The sequence below is a fragment of the Acinetobacter sp. SwsAc4 genome (genome assembly GCF_013391535.1).
GTDB lineage: Bacteria > Pseudomonadota > Gammaproteobacteria > Pseudomonadales > Moraxellaceae > Acinetobacter.
Window position 1 is genome coordinate 58,056 of the sequence record NZ_JACAXC010000006.1, and the last position, 20,165, is coordinate 78,220.

The 20,165-nt window shown below is 39.1% G+C and carries 17 protein-coding genes and 4 tRNA genes; 9 read left to right on the plus strand and 12 right to left on the minus strand.

Features of this window, described 5'->3' with window-relative positions; genetic code table 11:
• Window positions 1-151 precede the first annotated feature (151 nt).
• A complete protein-coding gene (locus HYG88_RS05120) occupies window positions 152-2,356 on the plus strand; it encodes a TRAP transporter large permease subunit (RefSeq protein WP_178882688.1) in 2,205 nt (734 codons plus the stop codon).
• A gap of 104 nt (window positions 2,357-2,460) precedes the next feature.
• Here HYG88_RS05120 and HYG88_RS05125 read toward each other — a convergent pair whose 3' ends face one another.
• The 5 genes from HYG88_RS05125 to rnr all read right to left on the minus strand — a co-directional run bounded on the left by HYG88_RS05125 (window position 2,461) and on the right by rnr (window position 8,928).
• Window positions 2,461-3,345 carry a DMT family transporter gene (locus tag HYG88_RS05125; RefSeq protein WP_178882689.1) on the minus strand — a complete coding sequence of 295 codons (885 nt, stop codon included), beginning with the start codon at window positions 3,343-3,345 and terminating at the stop codon, window positions 2,461-2,463.
• A gap of 227 nt (window positions 3,346-3,572) precedes the next feature.
• Window positions 3,573-4,019 (minus strand): hypothetical protein, encoded by a 447-nt coding sequence (locus HYG88_RS05130; RefSeq protein ID WP_178882690.1) that lies wholly within the window; start codon window positions 4,017-4,019, stop codon window positions 3,573-3,575.
• A 10-nt stretch (window positions 4,020-4,029) separates the two neighbouring features.
• Window positions 4,030-4,236, minus strand: a complete 207-nt coding sequence (locus HYG88_RS05135; RefSeq protein WP_087536469.1) for a YheV family putative metal-binding protein — start codon at window positions 4,234-4,236, stop codon at window positions 4,030-4,032.
• Window positions 4,237-4,275: 39 nt separating this feature from the next.
• Complete coding sequence (locus tag HYG88_RS05140) at window positions 4,276-6,315, minus strand: M3 family metallopeptidase (RefSeq protein ID WP_178882691.1); 2,040 nt, start codon at window positions 6,313-6,315, stop codon at window positions 4,276-4,278.
• A 180-nt stretch (window positions 6,316-6,495) separates the two neighbouring features.
• Window positions 6,496-8,928: a ribonuclease R gene (rnr, locus tag HYG88_RS05145; protein ID WP_178882692.1), complete on the minus strand. Its 2,433-nt coding sequence runs from the start codon at window positions 8,926-8,928 to the stop codon at window positions 6,496-6,498.
• Between the two features lie 259 nt (window positions 8,929-9,187).
• On the opposite strand from rnr, the gene HYG88_RS05150 reads away from it, so the two are divergent.
• The 4 genes from HYG88_RS05150 (at window position 9,188) to HYG88_RS05165 (ending at window position 9,829) form a co-directional block, all read left to right on the plus strand.
• Window positions 9,188-9,277: transfer RNA gene (locus tag HYG88_RS05150), tRNA-Ser, on the plus strand.
• 11 nt (window positions 9,278-9,288) lie between these two features.
• Window positions 9,289-9,365, plus strand: a tRNA-Arg gene (locus HYG88_RS05155).
• A gap of 47 nt (window positions 9,366-9,412) precedes the next feature.
• A tRNA-Arg gene (locus HYG88_RS05160) sits at window positions 9,413-9,489 on the plus strand.
• 263 nt (window positions 9,490-9,752) lie between these two features.
• Window positions 9,753-9,829, plus strand: a tRNA-Arg gene (locus tag HYG88_RS05165).
• Window positions 9,830-9,888: 59 nt separating this feature from the next.
• On the opposite strand, the gene HYG88_RS05170 is transcribed toward HYG88_RS05165, so the two are convergent.
• The gene (locus HYG88_RS05170; protein WP_178882693.1) at window positions 9,889-11,187 is read right to left on the minus strand and encodes an SRPBCC family protein; all 1,299 of its coding nucleotides are present in this window, start codon (window positions 11,185-11,187) and stop codon (window positions 9,889-9,891) included.
• A gap of 195 nt (window positions 11,188-11,382) precedes the next feature.
• On the opposite strand from HYG88_RS05170, the gene HYG88_RS05175 reads away from it, so the two are divergent.
• Together HYG88_RS05175 and HYG88_RS05180 are read left to right on the plus strand one after the other, a co-directional pair.
• Window positions 11,383-11,880 (plus strand): YcxB family protein, encoded by a 498-nt coding sequence (locus HYG88_RS05175; RefSeq protein ID WP_005156231.1) that lies wholly within the window; start codon window positions 11,383-11,385, stop codon window positions 11,878-11,880.
• A gap of 33 nt (window positions 11,881-11,913) precedes the next feature.
• Window positions 11,914-12,555 carry a fumarylacetoacetate hydrolase family protein gene (locus HYG88_RS05180; RefSeq protein WP_178882694.1) on the plus strand — a complete coding sequence of 214 codons (642 nt, stop codon included), beginning with the start codon at window positions 11,914-11,916 and terminating at the stop codon, window positions 12,553-12,555.
• Window positions 12,556-12,646: 91 nt separating this feature from the next.
• Here the strand turns inward: HYG88_RS05180 and HYG88_RS05185 are convergent, their stop codons facing one another.
• A complete protein-coding gene (locus tag HYG88_RS05185) occupies window positions 12,647-13,897 on the minus strand; it encodes a YihY family inner membrane protein (RefSeq protein WP_178882695.1) in 1,251 nt (416 codons plus the stop codon).
• A gap of 112 nt (window positions 13,898-14,009) precedes the next feature.
• On the opposite strand from HYG88_RS05185, the gene wrbA reads away from it, so the two are divergent.
• Window positions 14,010-14,609, plus strand: coding sequence for an NAD(P)H:quinone oxidoreductase (gene wrbA / locus HYG88_RS05190; protein ID WP_178882696.1), 600 nt, complete (start codon window positions 14,010-14,012; stop codon window positions 14,607-14,609).
• Between the two features lie 32 nt (window positions 14,610-14,641).
• Here wrbA and lgt read toward each other — a convergent pair whose 3' ends face one another.
• Window positions 14,642-15,454: a prolipoprotein diacylglyceryl transferase gene (lgt, locus tag HYG88_RS05195; RefSeq protein WP_087536474.1), complete on the minus strand. Its 813-nt coding sequence runs from the start codon at window positions 15,452-15,454 to the stop codon at window positions 14,642-14,644.
• A gap of 121 nt (window positions 15,455-15,575) precedes the next feature.
• Between lgt and HYG88_RS05200 the strand changes: the two genes are divergently transcribed.
• Window positions 15,576-16,358 (plus strand): NRDE family protein, encoded by a 783-nt coding sequence (locus HYG88_RS05200; RefSeq protein ID WP_178882712.1) that lies wholly within the window; start codon window positions 15,576-15,578, stop codon window positions 16,356-16,358.
• A gap of 43 nt (window positions 16,359-16,401) precedes the next feature.
• On the opposite strand, the gene HYG88_RS05205 is transcribed toward HYG88_RS05200, so the two are convergent.
• The 4 genes from HYG88_RS05205 to tatA form a co-directional block, all read right to left on the minus strand.
• Window positions 16,402-18,393: a PhoX family phosphatase gene (locus tag HYG88_RS05205; RefSeq protein WP_178882697.1), complete on the minus strand. Its 1,992-nt coding sequence runs from the start codon at window positions 18,391-18,393 to the stop codon at window positions 16,402-16,404.
• A 182-nt stretch (window positions 18,394-18,575) separates the two neighbouring features.
• Window positions 18,576-19,343, minus strand: a complete 768-nt coding sequence (gene tatC, locus HYG88_RS05210; RefSeq protein ID WP_005156215.1) for a twin-arginine translocase subunit TatC — start codon at window positions 19,341-19,343, stop codon at window positions 18,576-18,578.
• Complete coding sequence (gene tatB, locus HYG88_RS05215; RefSeq protein ID WP_087536478.1) at window positions 19,340-19,780, minus strand: Sec-independent protein translocase protein TatB; 441 nt, start codon at window positions 19,778-19,780, stop codon at window positions 19,340-19,342. The genes tatC and tatB overlap by 4 nt, the downstream gene beginning before the upstream one ends.
• A gap of 12 nt (window positions 19,781-19,792) precedes the next feature.
• Window positions 19,793-20,008 (minus strand): twin-arginine translocase TatA/TatE family subunit, encoded by a 216-nt coding sequence (gene tatA / locus HYG88_RS05220; protein ID WP_178882698.1) that lies wholly within the window; start codon window positions 20,006-20,008, stop codon window positions 19,793-19,795.
• Window positions 20,009-20,165 lie beyond the last annotated feature (157 nt).

The following is a 20,165-nucleotide window of genomic DNA, read 5'->3' on the forward strand; positions in this document are numbered from 1 at the left end:
TAGTCATTCTTTTTTGGGAAAGATTGCTGCAAATTTAGGCGGTTAAAAGGGATTGGTTACGAAGAGGGTAAATTCACTTATCTATCAACCATGGACATCGCATGATTCAACATCTTTGGATGGGTGTTGATAACAATAAACTGGAATATACATGCAAAATGATCAAGAGAAAAAGTCTGGATTAGCCCGACTGGGTTATATCTGGAATGATTGGATATCAACATTCATCATTCTTGCTTTGTTGCTAATGACTTTGCTTATTGGTACTGGCGAGATGATTCACGGTCAAATGCTCCGTATGGGGGAGCGTTTGTATGGTGATGAAAAAATAGGAATGCAGTATTCGTTTTTACGAGCTGAACCTGAAAAACCATCTTGTGATCGACATCCTAATATTGAAGCGCAAGTTCAAGAGCAGATGAAAGCAAATGCTGCTGATGAGTTTGCAAGTATGTTTGGTACAGCATCTGAATCAGATGTACGCGCTTCTTTATTAGCTGCACAACAACAGTGTGAAGAAAAATATCAGTTCTATGATAAAGCAATGAAGCACTTGGAAGCTCATCCAAGTATTCGTACTTATCGTCAAGTTGAAACCACATTCTTCGGTATTTTTAAGTTAGGTTCTGAAAACCAGACTGTACTTTTACTGATCATGGTGTTGTTTACATCTATCACAGCTTCTTTACGCTATCACCACATTGGTTTACGTGCACCTAAAACGAAGATGGACTATCGTGTCTATTCAGCATATATGGTTGTAGGTAATGCTCTACTGAGTTTATCGACAATTAGTCAATATAACTCGTTGCTGAATTCTGGCGTAGAATTGACTACGAAGACATTGGCGATTTCATGGTTATGGATAGCACTCTTTGTCTCTTTAACCGTAATCAGCTTAGTGCAATTATTTTTAATTCCTAAAACAGCGCAACCTAAAGGTAATTTTGGTTTGGCGGTGCTGAGCGTACCATTGTATGCACAGATGTCACTGATCACGGGGATAATCTTTACTTTCTTCATGGATTATCCAATGGGGCAAGGGATCTACTTGGGAATTATTGTTGAGTTCTCTGGTATTTTCTTAAACCTTGCATTGTTTATTTGGGCAGGTATGTTACTGACCCAAACGCGTGTGATGGATTTATTCTTAAATATCCTGCGTCCGTGGAATCTAGCACCTGAAACTTTAACTTGGTTAATCTTAATTGCAGCGGCAATTCCAACAGCATATACAGGCGCTTCTGGTATTTTCGTTATTGCCGCAGGTGCAATCATTTATAAAGAGGTTTGGAACTCTGGTGCGCGCCGTCAATATGCATTAGCTGTATCGGCAATGTCGGGTTCTTTAGGTGTGGTGATTCGTCCATGCTTACTTGTAATTTTGATTTCAATGCTAGATAGCCGCCATGTAACGTCTACAGAATTATTTGATCATGGTATCTATGTTTTCTGGTTAACTGCATTTATTTTCCTTGGCGTTTCATTGATTCTTGCTGAAGAAAAGTTCCGTGTTGCTTCACCAAAAGTTGCTGTACCTGGAATGTTACGTGCATGTGTACCTGTGATTCCTTATGTAATCATTGGTTTTGCAGTTGTGATGTTCTATAAACTTGCGTTAGATACATCAATCAATGAATTTACAGCGCCAATGATTTTACCATTGGTGTTGATTGCAATGATTTTGTTTGACAAATTGTTTGCAGCAAAACTTGCACCAGCTCCAGTTATTGATGCAAAGCATGAGGCGTTAGTTCTTGAACATGAACAGAAATCAGACTTCTTAAAAAGCCATGATCCTCATGGTGGTAAGAGTTTTGGTTTTGGTGGAGCATTACGTTTTGCAACTTCAGAAACAGTGGGTCATATCGGTGCCTTGATTCTACTGATGGCATTATCTGCGAGCGTTGGTGGTTTAATCGAGCGTGCTGAAGTGGTTGAGTTATTACCAACTCACTTGGATAATATCTATATTTCTCTTGCCTTTATTGCAATATTACTTGCAATTATTGGTATGACTACAGATCCATTTGGTGCGGTAATCTTAGTTGCTGCGACAGTAGCGCCAGTTGCTTATGAGAATGGTATTCATCCGATTCACTTCTGGATGATCGTATTGGTTGCATTCGAATTTGGTTATGTAACACCACCTGTTGCATTAAACCATTTGTTGACGCGACTCTCTGTCGGGGATGAAGAAGTATCAGCTGCTGATAAGGAAGCAAAAGAGAAATACACAAGTTTCTATTATCGTTATGAGCGCTGGTTATTACCGATTATCGTATTGTTCTCGTCTTTAGTGTTGGTGACTTATGCACCATATATCTTCCAAATGTTTGGTTGGTATAAACACTAAGTGTTGAAATAAAAAAAGCACCTTCGGGTGCTTTTTTATTTCTAAGATTTAAAATGTTTTAGACATTATTAATGTTGATAAGTTATTTTTAAAGATCAAATATTTTAGCGTTGAATCATTTTCTTTTGACGTTGAGTCAATGGACTACATAATAAAATTGCAAGCAAAATAATACAAAATCCAATCACGCTGTATAAATCAGGTACTTCATTCCAAAGTAAGAATCCCCATACACCTGCAAAAATAATGGCCATATAATTCACAGGTGCAATTTGTCCTGCTGGCGCAAGTCGATAAGCATGAGACATAAAAATTTGGCTGACATTAGCAAGTATCCCTGCGCCAATCAAAAATAATAATTCTTTTACATGATAGGTTCGCCACATCCAAAACATTGGAATCACAGAAAGTGCTGATCCTATCAAGCAGAAATAAAATACGATGCGTTCAGGTGGTTCGGTTTGAGTGAGTGCTCGAACGGTTACAAAAGCCATTGATGCAAGTAAGCTAGAGGCGATACCAATCACCGAAATCCAGTTCAGTAGACCTTGATCGGGTTTAGCCACACAGAACACCCCAATAAAGCCGAGTCCCGCGGCACAAAGCATAGCAATGGTGATTTTTTCTTTTAGAAATAACCATGCAATAACTGGAATAAAAATTGGGGAAGAGTAGGTAAAAACCATTGCATTTGATAGCTTTAAATGCGCAATTGCGTAAAAGAAACCATACATAGCTGCAAGTCCAACAATACTACGCCAACTATGCATCCATAGTTTTTCTGTTTTTACAAAGCCAATACCTTGTTTAAAAATAAAAGGCAGAAACAGGATAAGTCCGACCACGTTGCGGAAAAATACAATTGTATAGTTATCAACCGTATGTGATGCATAACGAATACAGATACCCATGATCGAAAAGAGAAGGGCCGAGGTTGTTAGGCAACCAATCGCAAGTAAAAGGTTACGATTAGTTTGAAGTGAATTCATATTAGACGCGAGGCTTTGAGACTAAAGTTATTCTATGCTTCTCAACGGATGAAAGAAATGTGCTTTTAAACTGGATTTTAGATTTGTTGAGTGACTTATATCCATCATACCGCAATCAGTGTAAATACAAACTTATGAGGGGGCTGTATGAAAAATCGCGATTAGAAATATGAGATTGATATTTCAATGAGTAAAAAGCTTTAAACTGGATTAAAGCTTTTGTTGTTTTAAGATTTATGCTGTGCGGAGATTTGAGCCTCCAAAAGTTTAATTTGATCTTCTTTGAGCTTAAGTAAAGTATCAACATCATTATTTTGTTCTTTCAAGTCACGCTGTTGGTCTTGCAGTTGCTGTTGAATATCATCTAGCTTTGCAATCTCTTCTTTGGCTAAACTGTCATTGCTCGGAAGTGGTGATTTGACAATTGACTCTTCGACTAATTGTATTGGTGCAGCAACTTCACTGCTCGCCGTATTTATATTTGGACTAACAGTTGTTTCTGCTTTGGATATAATTGTTTTTTCGGCAATTGGTTGTGTAGCTGTGCTTGTCGATTGCTGATCTTTTTGTGATAAAAACCATTGAATTGCAAGAAACAAAACCACAACAACGCTAATTCCACCAATTATCATCCATAATAATTTGGAATTTTGAGTTTGGTATGTGGACATCATTTTTAACCTTCTAGTCAAAATGACGAGGTTTGAATTGTATCACCCCAATTTCATCTGGCTCAGCGGTTTGTTGCTCTTCCACGTGGGTCGGGCGTTTTTCGCTATAAGCACATTCGATACATTCAATCCACTCGTCATCCACAGTGATGATCTTAACCACACGATCTAAGGCGCCACATTTAGGGCATTTTGCACCCGCGATGAACTGTCTTTTCATGTCAGTTAATTACCACCCTGTGAACAATAATGACGTAGTTTAAGCGGTTTTATTGGTGTTCGTCCAACCTTGATGGCGTAATAATGCATCTATTTTTGGTTCTCTTTTTCGGAAATTGCGAAATGAATCAAGTGCAGTATCTTTTCCGCCAACTGCTAGAATAAACTTTCTAAACTCTTTGCCTGTCTCAGTGTTAAAAATACCTTCGCTTTCGAAGCGATCGAAGGCATCACTCGCTAAAACTTCTGCCCATTTATAAGAGTAATAGCCTGCCGCATAACCGCCTGCAAAAATATGGCTGAAACTATGTTGAAAACGGTTATAAGGTACCGCAGGAACCACGGCAAATTTATCGCGAATATCGTCCAGTGTCGCTTGGATTTGCTGACTGTTTAAGGCAGGTGCCTGACGGTGAATGCTTAGGTCAAACAATGCAAATTCAATCTGACGTAATGTTTGCATGCCTGATTGGAAGAAACGCGCATTGAGTAACGCAGACAGCAATTCTTGTGGCAAAGTTTGCTTAGTTTCGGTGTGTTCACTGAGTACATCTAAACTTTCATTATCCCATGCCCAGAATTCCATAAACTGACTTGGTAACTCCACCGCATCCCAAGCCACGCCGTGTGTGCCTGCAACAGAGATGTTATCTACTTCGGTCAACATATGGTGTAAGCCATGACCAAACTCATGGAATAAAGTAATGACTTCATCGTGGGTGAGTAGCGCAGGTTGATCGCCAATCGGTGGGGTAAAGTTACACACCATATAGCAAATTGGTTTTTGTAGACCATTGGCCGTTTGCACACGAGAACGGAAACCACTCATCCATGCGCCACCGCGTTTGCCGTTACGGGCATATAAGTCAAAATAGAAACCACCGACCACTTGACCTTGATCTTCAATTTCAAAATAACGTACATCATTTTGCCAAACAGGGGCTTGGCGTTCGACGATTTGAATTCCATAAAGACGTTGCACGATCTTGAATAAACCGTCCACCACTTTTGGCGCAGGGAAATACGGTTTAAGCGCTTCTTGAGAAAGATTGAATTGCTGCTGTTTCAACTTCTCAGAATAATAGGTTGCATCCCAAGGTTTGAGTTCCTCAATTCCATCTTGTTGTGCAATGCTTTTGAGTTCAGCAATTTCAGCCAGCGCAGGCGTACGCGCATGCTCTGCCAAATCCACTAAGAATTGATGAACAGTTTCAACATCAGGTGCCATTTTGCTGGCAAGGGAATATTCAGCGAAGTTATTAAAGCCAAGCAGTTGCGCCATCTCCTGACGTAAGCTCAGGATTTCCTCCATCACAGGTGTATTGTCAAATTCAGTCTTGTCGGACTGCTCAGATGCACGGGTCACATAAGCTTTGTAGAGTTCTTCTCTTAATTCACGATCATCGGCATAGGTCATAATCGCAAAATAAGCAGGGAAATCCAGTGTGGCAACGGCTTGCTCAAGCTCACGTTGTTGTCCGTATTGTTTTAACAGTTCAACACTGCTTTGCGGTAAGCCTTTAAGTTGTGCTTCTGTTAGCGGTTTAAAGTAGGCTTGGGTAGCATCGAGTACATGGTTCGAGAAGTCTGAAGACAGTTGTGATAAACGTGCCGAGATTTCTGCGTAACGTTTTTTCGCTTCGCCTTGGAGTGCAACACCCGACAGTTTAAAGTCACGTAGCGCCAGTTTAATCGCGCTTTGTTGTGCTTCGCTCAATGTTTGAAATACATTACTATCATGAATCTGCTGATAGGTTTGATACAGCGCTGTGTGTTGTCCCAACTGAGTGTAGTATTCACTTAAACTTGGTAACAGCGCTTGATAGACTTCACGGGTTTCCGAATTGTTCATGACTGCATTGAGATGTGACAAAATGCCCCACGATTCGCTCATGTTATTTTCAAGTTGATCAACTTCTGCCAAGGTTGCGAGTTGGGCTTCAGAGCCTTGCGGAACTTCATTGAGTTGATTTAAGAAGTTCTGACCATTTTGAATGTTTTGTTCGATCTGTTTTTTCAGGTCGGCAAGTTGAATTTGATCAAATTGAGGAAGGGGAAGTGTCGCTTGTTGGAGTGTCATTCTATTTTTGCCATATTCATCTTTAAACATAGTTATAGATGTAGGGCTTTGAGGGGGATAAATCAAGGTTGATTGATTATTTATTAGATGAGTATTTTGTTGTTCTATAAATTTTATTCATTGCTAACGCAGATATTTCAAGAGCAAAAAATTAGAGAGCCGAAGCTCTCTAATTAAATGTTATTCACTCTTGGTCTTGGCATTCGACTTTTTCTTTTTCACTTTCTTCTTTGGCTTTTCTTTGCTTTCAGACTTCGCAGAAGATTTTTTACCTGTTTTTTTGGTATAAGAATTAGAATTCGATTTGCTCTTATCCTTTTTCTTACGTACAGGTTTTTCGCCATCTTCACTAAGTTTAGCTGTTGTCGATTGTGGTTTGCCAAATACCTCTTCAGTGGTTGAAGCACGATTTGCAGTATTGGTTCTTGGCGCTTTTTGACGAATTGTACGTCCCAAATGCGTCAGTTGTTGAACCAATTGGAAGTCAATCTTACGTTCTTCCAGATTCACGCCTGCCACTTGAATTTTGACTTCATCGCCAAGGCTGAATGACTGTCCACGATTCTGACCAATCAAACTTTGGCTGGCTTGATCATACAGGAAGAAGTCTTCACCGAGCTGACTGACATGAATCATGCCATCGACATAGAGGTCTTTCAGCGTCACAAATAGACCGAACTCAGTCACCGCACTAATGATACCCACAAACTCATCGCCTAAATGCTGTTGCATATAATGGCATTTCAACCATGTTGTCACACTACGTGATGCTTCATCGGCACGACGTTCAGTTTGTGAAAAATGCTCCCCTGCATCATCTAAAGCTGCACCAGACAATGGATAAGCTTTCTTATCGAGATAGGCTTTAATGGCACGGTGTAACAATAAATCTGGGTAACGACGAATTGGTGAAGTGAAATGCGTATAAGCTTCATAAGCAAGACCATAATGTCCTGCATTATTCGCACCATAATAGGCTTGCATCATTGAGCGTAATAACACCGCATGAATACTTGGCGCATCTAAACGATCTTTGGTCGCTTCAATCACGGCTTGGTAATCAGCTTGAGTGGGTTGCTCTGGAAATGGCAAACCGAGTAATTTGACGAAATCACGGACTTTTTGAATACGTGAGAATTCTGGTGCTTCATGTACACGATATAACATCGGAATATCATGTTCTAATGAGTATTCAGCTGCGGCAACGTTCGCCAATAACATGCATTCTTCAATCAGTTTATGCGCATCATTACGAGTACGTGGCAAGATTTCTTTAATGCCGCCCAACTCATCAAAGGTCATATAGGTTTCAATGGTTTCAAATTCCATCGCATGACGTTTGGCACGTAGTTCTTTTAGTGTCTGATAAAGCTGGAATAGGGTATTTAACGATTTATGAACGCTTTTATCCTGTGGAATGGCATCGGTTGCGCCGTCAAAATAAGCAGCCACCTGATTATAGGTCAAACGTGCTTTGGAATGCATCACCGCAGGATAGAACTCATAACCTGTGACTTTACCTGCACGAGACAACTTTAAATCGCAGACCATACACAGACGGTCAACATGTGGATTGAGAGAACACAAGCCATTTGATAGTGCTTCTGGCAGCATTGGCAAAACAAAGTGTGGGAAATAAACCGATGTACCACGTTCTTCAGCTTCTTCATTTAAAGGTGAGTCTAAACGGACATAATGGCTCACGTCTGCAATTGCCACGACAACACGGTAACCACCGCCTGCACGCTTCTCTGCATACACGGCATCGTCAAAGTCACGGGCATCTTCGCCATCAATCGTGACGAGTGGTAAGTCACGCAGATCGACACGACCTTTGCGATCTTGTTCTGAAGGTTCTTTAAAACTTTCAGCTTCTTTAATGACGGCTTCTGGAAATTCATAAGGCAAACCAAATTCTAAAATGGTTTGCGGAATAATAATTTCAGTGTCAGCTTTGTCCGCCATCGACTGTACAACATGACCTGTCGCTAATTCTTCACGAGTCGGGTAATCATCAATCGCAACTCGCAGCATATCGCCAACTTTGGCATTGGCATGTTCAATCAATTCTTTTTCTAAGGTAATTGGTTGGTGCTGATTTGGATTGCTTGGCTGAATAAAGTATTCACCTTCATGTTCAGCGACTTTACCAATAATTTGTTTGACACGGCGTTGTACGACTTCGGTAATAAAGCCCCAAGCTTTACCTTTACGGTCAACAGAAGTTTGGCGTACTTTAACGCGATCACCATTAAAGACTAGACGTAATTCACGTTCAGGTAATAGTACATCATCCTGACCTGCGATATTGGCCGTACCTAGACCTTTACTATTGATATAGACCGTTGCTTCATGGCTTGGTAAATCGGTTGCAGGTTGGTATTTAAAACCATCTTTCATTAACTGACCGTCGCGAACCATTGCACTTAAACGATGATTCAATGCATCAATACTTTTTTGATCTGGGATATTAAAGTGATCAACCAGTTCTGCATGAGACTGTGCAGTTTTTAATTGTTCTAATGTAGTTAGAATAAGAGTTCGGCTAGGAATAGGATTATCGTAACGTTGCGCTTCTGCTTTTGCTTCGGGATCAACCCAATTTGTAGTCATATCGTTTCATTTCACATCTGGCAGATCGGTTTAGCATAAGTCATTCAAACTTTAACTGCACGTCAAAGATTGCAAGATTCTGTTTATTGTCCAATCTGAATAAAGGAGAGAACACTATATTAACAAGCGTTGAGCTAAAAAATGCCGAAAAAATATAAGAATTGGTTAAAAAACATTTGATTGATTTAAAAAAACAGAAAAAAACAGGATCATCCCTTGTGTAATGTGGTTTTAGTTTGTATTATTGCGCTCGTGTTACGGTGAGATGGGTGAGTGGCTGAAACCACATCCCTGCTAAGGATGCGTACGGGTAACTGTACCGAGGGTTCGAATCCCTCTCTCACCGCCACTTTACTTAAAGCGCTCATAGCTCAGCTGGATAGAGCACTTGGCTACGAACTAAGGGGTCGGGAGTTCGAATCTCTCTGAGCGCACCAAGTAAAGATTTAAAGTAACACATGCCTAAATTGGCGATATAAGTAATGCGCTCATAGCTCAGCTGGATAGAGCACTTGGCTACGAACTAAGGGGTCGGGAGTTCGAATCTCTCTGAGCGCACCAACTTAATAGAAAAAACCGCTTAATTGCGGTTTTTTTGTGCCTGTAAGTTGGAGTAGTTAAACTATAAAATATCTATTTGATGTTCAAATTAAGGCTCTTCATTTTTTTATTAATAATAAAATCAGTTGTTTATGTTGTTTTTAAATATAATAACTCTTGCGTTGTAAACTTGTAACGATCAATCTATCACCATTTGATTTCTATTTTATTAAAAAACACTTATCAATAGGGGAAAAATGCGTATAATGCGCTCCATCAAATATGCGCTCATAGCTCAGCTGGATAGAGCACTTGGCTACGAACTAAGGGGTCGGGAGTTCGAATCTCTCTGAGCGCACCAATTTGAATTTATCGAAAGATAAAGTGAAAAAAACCGCTTAAATGCGGTTTTTTTGTGCCTTACATTTTTGCTTTAATTTTCTGAACAAACACAGTATTACCACCAACTGCGGGTAGTACATCATGATAGGGTAAACTTCGCATAGCCCTTAATAAAAAGGGTGCTTTTTCATCAATTTTCATTGAACTGGTTATTTTAAATAAACTTCCGTGATTCAATTCTGTAGCAACCATTTTTCCTTTAATCAATCGTAAATCACCACCATTGGCATAAAAGTTATTTTCAACAGTATTTGGATAGTTGAAATGCAGCTTAAATGCAAAAGGAATATTAATCACACCTAAACCCACATTCACTTGAATATCCGCATCTTGACCCTGATTTTGGATTGGAGAGGTGATGATTTTCTTGATTTGTCTTGGAAATAATTCTTGATAGGCTAAAGGGTTTAACCATTTATTTAATTGCTGTGTTGGCTGTTGATAAAATTGATAGGTGGTGGTGAAGCGCATGGCTTCACGTCCATGGGTGTACATGATGCTGGTTGGAGCATGCAGAAAGCTAATGGGTTGCTGTGCATTTTGACTCAGTTGTGCAATCTTAGCCAATTGAGCTTCATTTAATTGAGGGCTTGCTATTTGTCCTGAATTTAAGGCAACGATATTCTGTTTAATAAAGCGTGTTCGAAGTGATTCTAGGATAAAAGCATTGGTTGAGCTCGGAATCCCTAATTTGACCTCTGGAATCGCATTCAGAATTTTTTTAAAAATAAAACCTTTAGGTTGATTTAAATCTCCCCACTGGGTGAGCGTAATTAAAGTTCTATGATCATCTAAGGCAAACCATTCAAACTTTCCTAAACCGTATGGAATAGGAGAATCAATCACTAAACTGGAAATACTGTTCGATTTAATCTGATGCTGTAAGGTAACGTCTTCATTAAAATTGAGCACTGGAATAGGCGTTGGAATGGAGACACGATATTTCATTTTTACAGTATTGCCAGATTGTTCTAGTATTTTGGCCGATTTAAGTGTTGGAAATAGACCGACATAGTGATTAAAGTCAGTCAGGGTCTTACTAACCTGTTGTACATTGGTAGGAACAATAAGTGCTGCGGATGTAAAACTGGCGTTTGGTTGTGAATTGGATTTGAGAGTGGGGAGGTTAGTTTTAGTTGTTGGATGCGCATAAATGAAAATATTATTTTGCGTGTAGCTTGCCAAAAGCTGGGGGTTATTTTGAAAAGGTTGTAAAGCGCTTGGGATATTGTCTGTCCATGTTATGATTTGAGTAAAACCAATTTGACTGATCCCGAATAAAATACCTGTACATAGCAGGCGGGTAAAATAAGACATCACATTCCTTTGATTTTTTATAAGTGACTGAGTTAGAAATTCAGCATTTCAATCTTGATCAATGCCAGTAAATTGGAAAATAGTTATAAATTTTTTTGTGTGTAAAGAATAGCCATATTGTGTAAAACAACGTCTTAGCCCCTAAACTGGTGTAATATTTACGCCCATCCATGATGAAACAAATTGAAATCAAAAATGTCTGAACAACGTCCAACTGTATCTGTGCGCTATTATCTTAATTTAGAAGAATCACAAGATGGTTTTGCTCTTGTCACTTTTGGTAAAAAGACCTTTAGTCGTTTTCTAACACCTGTTATTAGTATTGCAATTATTGGTTGGGGAATCTATTTAGGTTTCTCAGACGTTGGTCGTTATTACGTTGCATTAGGTGCTTTTTTTCTGATTATGCAAGGATTGATGCGCTATTGGTTGTTACCGATGTTGTTTAAACGTCAATTTGTTCGCTACCAATTTGGAAAAAGTGAGCAGGGAATTGACCTTTATCAAGATCATTTTGAACTTTATTCAACAGGTAAAAAGCAAATAGCGCAGTATGCTGAGGTGCAATCTTTTGCAGTTGGAAAGCTCACGTATATGTTAGAGCTGAAGAATCATACCGTCATTATTGTTCCAAAGCGTTCATTCAATGATCCAGCAGATCAAACCAAATTTGAAAATAGTTTTAAAAAATAACTTCATTCGCGATTTAAGGAACAAGGAGCTTTTATGAGCACACGTCCGTCAAAAATTGTTTGTGTAGGCAGAAATTATGCTGAACATGCGAAAGAACTAGGTAATGCAATTCCTGATCGCCCAATTTTATTTATCAAACCACCAAGTAGTTTGAGTAGCTTAGCCCAAGGTGCCCGTTGGAATCAGGCTTTGGGTGAATGTCATTTTGAATGTGAAATTTGTTTGCAGATCGCACACCCATTGTCGCAGGAAACCAATCCAAGCAAAGTTTTAGAAGCGATTGGCGCTGTGACTTTAGGGTTGGATTTAACTTTACGTGATTTGCAGAATGACTTAAAAGCGAAAGGGCAGCCTTGGGAGCGAGCAAAAGCTTTTGACGGTGCATGTATCTTGGCAGACTGGGTTGAAGCGGATGCAATTGGCGATTTACAAGAGTTAGAGCTTGTTTTAATGATTAATGGCGTTGAACGCCAACATGGTTTTAGCCAAGACATGATTTTTGATATTGGTGCATTATTGGTTGAAATTAATCAGTCATTTAGTTTGGAAGCGGGTGATGTCATTATGACGGGTACGCCTGCTGGCGTCGGGGCATTACACCCAAATGATCAATTAACCATGAAACTAATAACCCAATCAGGAGAATATGATTGGGATACATTTGTTCAAGCATAATGATTAAAAACAAGTGCTGTTAATAAATAGCTTCTACCTAATTTCGTATAAGCGAGATAGTAAAAGAAAGACCTCAGTTGAGGTCTTTCTTTTACTTCTGTTCAAAGATCGTCGAAAGAGGAATCGAAAGTTTTGCAGCTAAATAATCATTACTCTCGATGAGGGATGGCCCTAAACGTTCAATCCATTCATCATCTTGATGGATATTGGCGACATCATGACGTAATGGTAGGGGATAAGGGAGTGCTGTAAAAAAGCTCCAGAAATCGACTTGCGCAAGATTTCTAGCCAATACATACTCATCGTTGTCTGTACGTTTGACTAAATTCTGTTTTTCTAACTGTAAGATATATGCAGGTAAACGTCCTAATTCACCACGTCCAATAATCCCAAGAAGTTCTTGTTCACTGACACTTTCTCCAATTTGTTGCTTTTTATAAAATAACTCCAATATGTCTAATAACATTAAGATAGGATGACGCTTTTGTTCTTTATCTGAATGAAAAGCAGTCAGTGCATAACTGATTTCTACGCCTAATAAGATAATGTTCCAAGACAAATAAATCCAAAGAAGGAAGATTGGAACAGCAGCAAAAGCACCATACACAATTTCATAACTGGTGAAATTACTCATAATCCAACCAAAGAAATTTTTTAAAATTTCAAATACTGTTGCGCTAAAACATGCAGCAATAACAGCGGAAAGAATAGGGACGCTACGATTAGGAATGGTCCAGTAAAGAATGAAAAAGCCAACAATTGTAAGTAGGAATGAAATAAGCCATAAAAGGAAGGAGCCATTTAATTGATAGCCCGCAAAATTATTGCTCAGAATATTCATTGAGGCGACAGTAGATGAAAGTACAAAAGCACTGCCTAGAATGATTGGACCTAAAGAGATAATTGTCCAATAACGCATAAAACCAACAAGACCTGTTCGAGTTTCTTTGACACGCCAGATACGATTGAAAACGGTTTCAATCGAAGACAGCATCAGTACAGTGGTGACAAAAAGAAACAGTACCCCAATCACGGTGAGGTTACTGGATTTTTCGGTAAATGCGTTCAGTGCCTTGTCAAAGGCAATGGTACTTTTAGGCAAAAAGTTGCTGTAGATCAGTTGTTGTAGTTGTTGTCGAGCAGGCTCTAAAGCTTTAATTGAGGAGATAATGACTAAGAAAACGGTCAGCATCGGAACAACTGCAAACAAGGTGGTGTAGGTGAGTCCTCCAGCTTGTTCTCTACAGCGATCAGCTTCGAAACGCCGTAACACAAATACAATAAATTGAAACCATGTTTTTTCTAAAAAAGGCAGATTTTTTAGATAACGATTTAAGATCATGGGTTCTATCCTAGTTATTTTTAATAAAATCCTGTGTCAGCACAGGATTAATTACGGCTCAAAAGAGGAAAAATGTCGTATAGTGTTCTTTTTAACAAAATTTATTAAAGTGATGCAACCTTACGTTCTTGTTCTTTATTACAGTAAATATGGTTCAACTCGAGAAATGGCTCATCTAATTGCCGATGGAATTGAGTCTTCTGGTATCACAGCTCGTATTCGAACCGTTCCTAATCTCGCAACTGTTGTTACCCAAGCAGAACCGAGCATTCCTGCAGAGGGGGATGTTTATTGTACTTTAGATGATTTGACGTATTGCTCAGGTTTGGCACTTGGTTCACCTACTCGCTTTGGTAATATGGCGAGCGAGATGAAATACTTTTGGGATCAAACCACGAGTTTATGGTTGAATGGTGCTTTGCATAATAAACCAGCATGTGTTTTTACTTCTTCTGGCTCGATGCATGGTGGGCAGGAAAGTACTTTGCTTAGCATGTTACCGCCATTATTCCATCATGGTATGTTCATCATGGGGTTGCCAAATTCAGTTCCAGCCCTGTCCAATACCAAAACAGGCGGAACACCCTATGGTGCAAGCCATGTCAGTGGCCCTCGTCATGATCAAAGTTTGAGTGCAGATGAAAAAGTATTATGCGAAGCGCAAGGTAAACGTTTAGGTGATGTCGTAAAAGCGTTGTTAGGAAAAGTTTAGATCTAAAAATGGGAGCATCTGCTCCCATTATTTTATTTTTTAATTTGCCAATCGTAGATTTTTTTCTGATAGGCATACCACATCATCCACAGTCCAATCAGTAACATTGGTACAGTGAGAATCTGACCTTTAGTCATCCAACCGAATAGAATAAAACCTTGATCTGCATCGGGCTGACGGAAGAACTCCATAAAGAAACGTGCAACTCCGTAACCCATCAGGAATAATGCTGAAACCGCCATACGAGGACGTGGTTTAGCACTAAACCACCAAAGTATGATAAATAGAATCAGACCTTCACAGAGCGCTTGATAAATTTGCGACGGATGGCGAACTAAACCTAAAGGATCAGTTGGAAAAATCATACCAAATGGATAGCTAAGGTCTTGAACTTGACGACCATACAATTCACCACCAATAAAATTACCGATACGACCAAACATCAAACCTGTCGGTACACATGGTGCAATAAAGTCCAAGGTTTGAAACCATGTTTTCTGATATTTCTTACACCAGAATAGCATTGCGATCATGACACCCAAGAAACCGCCGTGAAAGCTCATCCCACCTGTCCAGACTTGGAATAACCAAAGTGGGTTTTCTAAGAATTTGCCAAACTCATAAAACAAGACATAGCCAATACGACCACCAAGTACGACGCCTAGAGCGCCATAAAACACCAGATCAGAGACCATATCGGCAGTCCAACCATCACGTTGTTTAGCACGATAAGAGGCTAAGCCCCAAGCGCATAAAAATGCCAAGAGATACATCAATCCGTACCAGTGTACCTTGACTGGCCCTAAACTCAGTGCCACTGGATCAATATTTGGATAGGTCAGCATTGCTGTTCCTCAATTTAGAATTTGAAATTAAGTTTTGAGCAGATTGTAGCGGAATGATGTGAAAAATGTTGTACATTCAATGTGAAAGTCAACAGACGCTAAATGAGTGAAAACAGGATCAATGTGTATTGTCGCTTTTGCATGGTATGTTCTTGATGATATGCCCTTGTGTTTAATTTCAAATCGTGATGAATTTTATCATCGACCAAGTACTGTTTTACATCGATGGGATCACAGTTCGATAATTGCTGGGCAAGATTTACAGTCAGGTGGGGCATGGATGGGGGTCACTGAGTCTGGGCGTTGGGCAATCGTGACTAATTTTCGCAATGGACGAGATAAGAACCAATATTCAACTTCACGTGGGCATTTAATCCAGTCTTTTTTAGAAAGTGATTTAGCCCCCTTTCGTTTTGCACAACAATTAGAACAGCAACAACAGGACTACGCTGGTTTTAATTTGTTTGTTGGTGATCGAGAGCAAGCGGTTTATATGAGTAATCGGGGGGAAGCACCACAAGTCTTAGCGAATGGTGTTTATGTTGTTTCCAACGGTTTAATGTCAGAAGATTGGGAGAAAACCAAACATTTACGTAAACGCTTTACGCAAGAATTTTTACCAATGTTGCAACAATCAACGATGACAGAATCTGATTTGCAATATTCAGTCTGGGATATTTTGGAAGATGAACGAAAAATTATTCCAGATTTGTTACCAGATACAGGGATTAGTGTGGAGATGGAGGAATTATTATCTTCAACTTTTATCCAAAGCCCAATTTATGGCACACGCTGTTCAAATTTTTTAAGGCTGACATCTGAGCAATGGCTGTGGCTGGAAAAGTCCCAACAGGGTGGAGATCAGGGAAATATTGTGGAAATGAGGATTGACTTGCTGAAATAACAAATGCCGACATAAGGTCGGCATCTGCATTGAATAATCTGGCTTACTTTGTAGTTGCAGCCTTTTTCTCAACTGATGGCAAAACATCCGCCGTGATATAGCCCACGCACGCGCTAAAGCCATTGTCATAGTTTTTTAGCACTGCTGTTTTTACATCTGCTGGAATCTTTGAGCTATCGCCTGGATGCTGGAAATTGCTCATGATATAAGTCCAGCCGTTGACCGAATCCACCGCATGTAAACCTGTTGACTCTGCACCTGCTGGAGTAGAGAGGATACGATCTAAAGACTTAGTATCAACATTATATGCCCATAGGAAGTTATTGGTATGGTTACCACTGTCTTCACCAATGAATAATGTACGTAAAGTTTCAGAGAATTTTAAATTGTCTGGGCTTGCAATATTATTTGGATCTGCCGTGTTACCTAAGCTATCCACAGTAATATCTTTACCCATAAGAACCATATGGCTTTGGTAAGGTGTCCATTCACTATTGATCACATTGTTAAGATGATCAACTTGGCTACCTTTGAGGTCATGTCCAAGGACACCACCTGCTTTTAGCGTGCTCTTAAACTTAACATTATGTGATTCAATCCAAGCTGCATTTCCACCAATCATTGATTCTTGAATATTGGCAAGTGCAGAGTAAGCAACTTTATCTTTAATATTTACGGTAGTACCTTCCATTTTTGTGAAAGCCATACTACCGCCTTTTAGGGCAGCATATCGATGTGTTTCTAGGAATGCAGCAGCAAGCTCAATCTCAGCTTTGCTAAAGCCATTGTTGGCTTCTTTGAGTTTAACCCACAGCGATTTTCCATCTAACACAATCTTGGTATAACCTGTTAAATCAGCTGGTGCTGTTTTCAAGCTTTCCATAATGTTTTCAGATTTGATTCCTCGAACATTCACGAGGTCTTCGATGGTCTTACTATCAGTATGACCTAACTTGATCCATTTGATTGCGGCGGTAGAGGTCTCATTCAATTCTGATGTGTATTTCGCAACATATAATGTTCCAGCAGATAAGTTTTTTTCTTTGTCTGCAATAAACATGAAGAAACCACCGTTAGTGTAATCGTCACCCATGATTACAGTGCGGTTATCTGGCATGACTTGAATCAGTTCATGTGAAATACGACCTAAGCAGTAGTGTTTAACTGCTTTTGCACGCCCTTTGCCATCAAGGATGATTTCTGGCAAATGACCATAGTTATAGGCATTTGCAGTATTTTCATTGCCATATAGATTTTTACTATATGCTTTGAGCATTGCCAGATCTGAACCGATTTGGTCAAATGCATCAGGCTCATATTCTTCACTTGAAAGGTGAGTATTCCACGGAGAAAGGCTAGCACCACAGGTGATCCATAGACCATGAACTTTAGACATATCGACATTGTGGTATTTCTTCAATGCCAGATGACCCGTCTTTTGATCCTGATCCAGCGTAAGCACCGCAATTGGTGATGGCAACTTGCCGTACATATTTTGATTTGCCAGATTTTTAGTCGTGTATTCAAATTGAACAACGTGGAATACAGGGTTAGCCACACCAGATACAGAAGCGCCATTGATGTGGATTAAAGATGAACCATCAGGAGAGTCAGAGAAAAACTGGCGTTCTTGACCGATTACAGAAGTATCTTTAATCGGTTGATTATTAATATCATAATAACTACCTGCAATGATTTTTCCACCATCAATGTTATCAACTTCCGCACCTGTACGGAAAAACTCCTGATAACCCAGTTTGTACTCGGTGGTTGTATTGTCATCCCACGTAATCGTCAAAGCAGATTTAACTGAAGTTGTAGCCATCTCTGGTACAGTTGAAGGTGCCGCCATAGGTGTAAATTTTGCATTTTTAAATTTTGCAGCAGGTACGGTTGGGGTAACGGTAGTATCGTTATTATCATTGCAACCTGCTAAAGCTGCTGCTGTGCCCATTGCCCCGAGTGGTAAAAACGGAACACCCGCGAACCACTTTAAAATATCACGACGACTTGGCTGATTTGTATTGGTTGTCATAATAAATCCATATCTTTAATAAATGGTAAATAAATCTAGATTGATTTTATGCTTGATAGATGACATTTTTTTGACACTTTTAAGGCAGTTTGAAGACAATTTAATTTTTATAAATCTATGAAAAATATAATTTTAAAATAAAAAAATCCCTGAGATTATTCAGGGATTCAACAGAGATATTATTATTCTGAAACTGCTTTACGCTTTTCTAATATTTTTCCAAAAAGTAAACCGATTTCAAAGAGCATCCACATCGGAACAGCCAGCATAATCATGGATAAAGCATCAGGTGGGGTAACAAACATCGCCACGAAAAAGCATCCAACAACAATAAAACGGCGTTTTTCAATGAGGCTTTGTGTACTCACGACACCAATCAAAATCAGCACTAGAGTAATAATTGGAATTTCAAAGGTAAAACCAAAAACCAAGAATAGTTTTAAGCAGAAGCTCAGATAACTATTAATATCTGTCATAGGTGCAACAGTTTCAGGAGACACACTAATAAAGAAATGCAAAATAGCAGGTAGGGTAATGAAATAGGCGAATGCGACACCTAAGTAGAATAAAATAATGCTGCCAAATAGCAAAGGAATCGCTAAATGTTGTTCTTTTTCATATAGCGCAGGTTTTATAAATGACCAAATTTGATAAATGATATAGGGCATTGCCAACATAAATGCAACGAATAAATTGAGTTTAAACGGTGCCATAAATGTCGCCGTGACATCTGTGGCGATCATGCTTGAAGTGGCTGGCAATTGCTGCCTTAGCGGTTCAGACAGCCATTGATAGGTTTGATTTCTAAAAGGTAATAAACAAAAAAACAGAAAAATTGTTACGCCAACAATCTTAAAAAGATATTGGCGAAGTACGATTAAATGCTGCATGACCGGCATTTGTTGTAGGGTTTCTTCAGTACTGACTGAAGTTGATGGTAATTGGCTCATACGGCAATCTTTAATTCGTTATCAAACTGATTCAACGATGGGTATGCTTCCATACCAATCACAGATGATTTTTGGTATTGAACACAAAAAGGAATAATAGAACTTGAGTGATATGGCACATAGCGAATCGAATTTTGAGGTTTAGTTACTGATGGCGCAGTCTCTACCTCATGATTTTGAGTTTTTAATTCATCTAATTGTTTTTGTAGCCGACGTTCAAGCTCAGTAATCTTTTCAATTTCTTTTTGCATTTCTTCGCGGAACTCAGAAAGACGGAGCTCTCGATCAATTTCATTCTGAATATTGTTGATAAATTTTTTAATTTTCCCATACCATTTTGCTACAAATCGAGCAGCTTCAGGTAATTTATCAGGACCGAGAACCAATAATGCAATAACTGCAAAGCAAAAAATCTCAGTCATTCCCAAGTTCAGCATAATTCCGCTCGCTTAGCTTTTTACTGAGCTTTCAGCATTTTTAACTTGAGCATCAATGGTACGAGGCTCATTGAGTGGCGCAGTAACTTCATCATCTTTAATAGACTTTTTGAAATCTTTAACAGCACCGCCAATATCTTTGCCTAAATTTTTAAGCTTTGATGTACCGAATAGTAAAATCACCACAATTGCAAAAATAACGACGTGCCAAATTGATAAACCAGCCATAATTCTATTCCTATATAACTTTGGTTATATCTCAACAGTTTGGCATGACAAAGATGTGACACTTATATTGCAATTTTGCGACAAAAAATTATGAGATTAAGTATGTTGATAGATAATTTTTTACTTTTTGGTTTGTAATCAATGTTTCGTTGAAGTG

Excerpts from the sequence above, each read along its gene's own strand:
- HYG88_RS05180 (WP_178882694.1), top strand. The coding sequence starts at position 11,914 with ATGAGCACACGTCCGTCAAAAATTGTTTGTGTAGGCAGAAATTATGCT.
- HYG88_RS05170 (WP_178882693.1), bottom strand. The coding sequence starts at position 11,187 with ATGTCTTATTTTACCCGCCTGCTATGTACAGGTATTTTATTCGGGATC.
- HYG88_RS05130 (WP_178882690.1), bottom strand. The coding sequence starts at position 4,019 with ATGATGTCCACATACCAAACTCAAAATTCCAAATTATTATGGATGATA.
- HYG88_RS05120 (WP_178882688.1), top strand. The coding sequence starts at position 152 with ATGCAAAATGATCAAGAGAAAAAGTCTGGATTAGCCCGACTGGGTTAT.
- HYG88_RS05140 (WP_178882691.1), bottom strand. The coding sequence starts at position 6,315 with ATGACACTCCAACAAGCGACACTTCCCCTTCCTCAATTTGATCAAATT.
- HYG88_RS05205 (WP_178882697.1), bottom strand. The coding sequence starts at position 18,393 with ATGACAACCAATACAAATCAGCCAAGTCGTCGTGATATTTTAAAGTGG.
- wrbA (WP_178882696.1), top strand. The coding sequence starts at position 14,010 with ATGCAACCTTACGTTCTTGTTCTTTATTACAGTAAATATGGTTCAACT.
- tatA (WP_178882698.1), bottom strand. The coding sequence starts at position 20,008 with ATGGCTGGTTTATCAATTTGGCACGTCGTTATTTTTGCAATTGTGGTG.
- tatB (WP_087536478.1), bottom strand. The coding sequence starts at position 19,780 with ATGCTGAACTTGGGAATGACTGAGATTTTTTGCTTTGCAGTTATTGCA.
- HYG88_RS05135 (WP_087536469.1), bottom strand. The coding sequence starts at position 4,236 with ATGAAAAGACAGTTCATCGCGGGTGCAAAATGCCCTAAATGTGGCGCC.
- tatC (WP_005156215.1), bottom strand. The coding sequence starts at position 19,343 with ATGAGCCAATTACCATCAACTTCAGTCAGTACTGAAGAAACCCTACAA.
- HYG88_RS05185 (WP_178882695.1), bottom strand. The coding sequence starts at position 13,897 with ATGATCTTAAATCGTTATCTAAAAAATCTGCCTTTTTTAGAAAAAACA.
- rnr (WP_178882692.1), bottom strand. The coding sequence starts at position 8,928 with ATGACTACAAATTGGGTTGATCCCGAAGCAAAAGCAGAAGCGCAACGT.
- HYG88_RS05125 (WP_178882689.1), bottom strand. The coding sequence starts at position 3,345 with ATGAATTCACTTCAAACTAATCGTAACCTTTTACTTGCGATTGGTTGC.
- HYG88_RS05175 (WP_005156231.1), top strand. The coding sequence starts at position 11,383 with ATGTCTGAACAACGTCCAACTGTATCTGTGCGCTATTATCTTAATTTA.
- lgt (WP_087536474.1), bottom strand. The coding sequence starts at position 15,454 with ATGCTGACCTATCCAAATATTGATCCAGTGGCACTGAGTTTAGGGCCA.
- HYG88_RS05200 (WP_178882712.1), top strand. The coding sequence starts at position 15,576 with ATGTGTATTGTCGCTTTTGCATGGTATGTTCTTGATGATATGCCCTTG.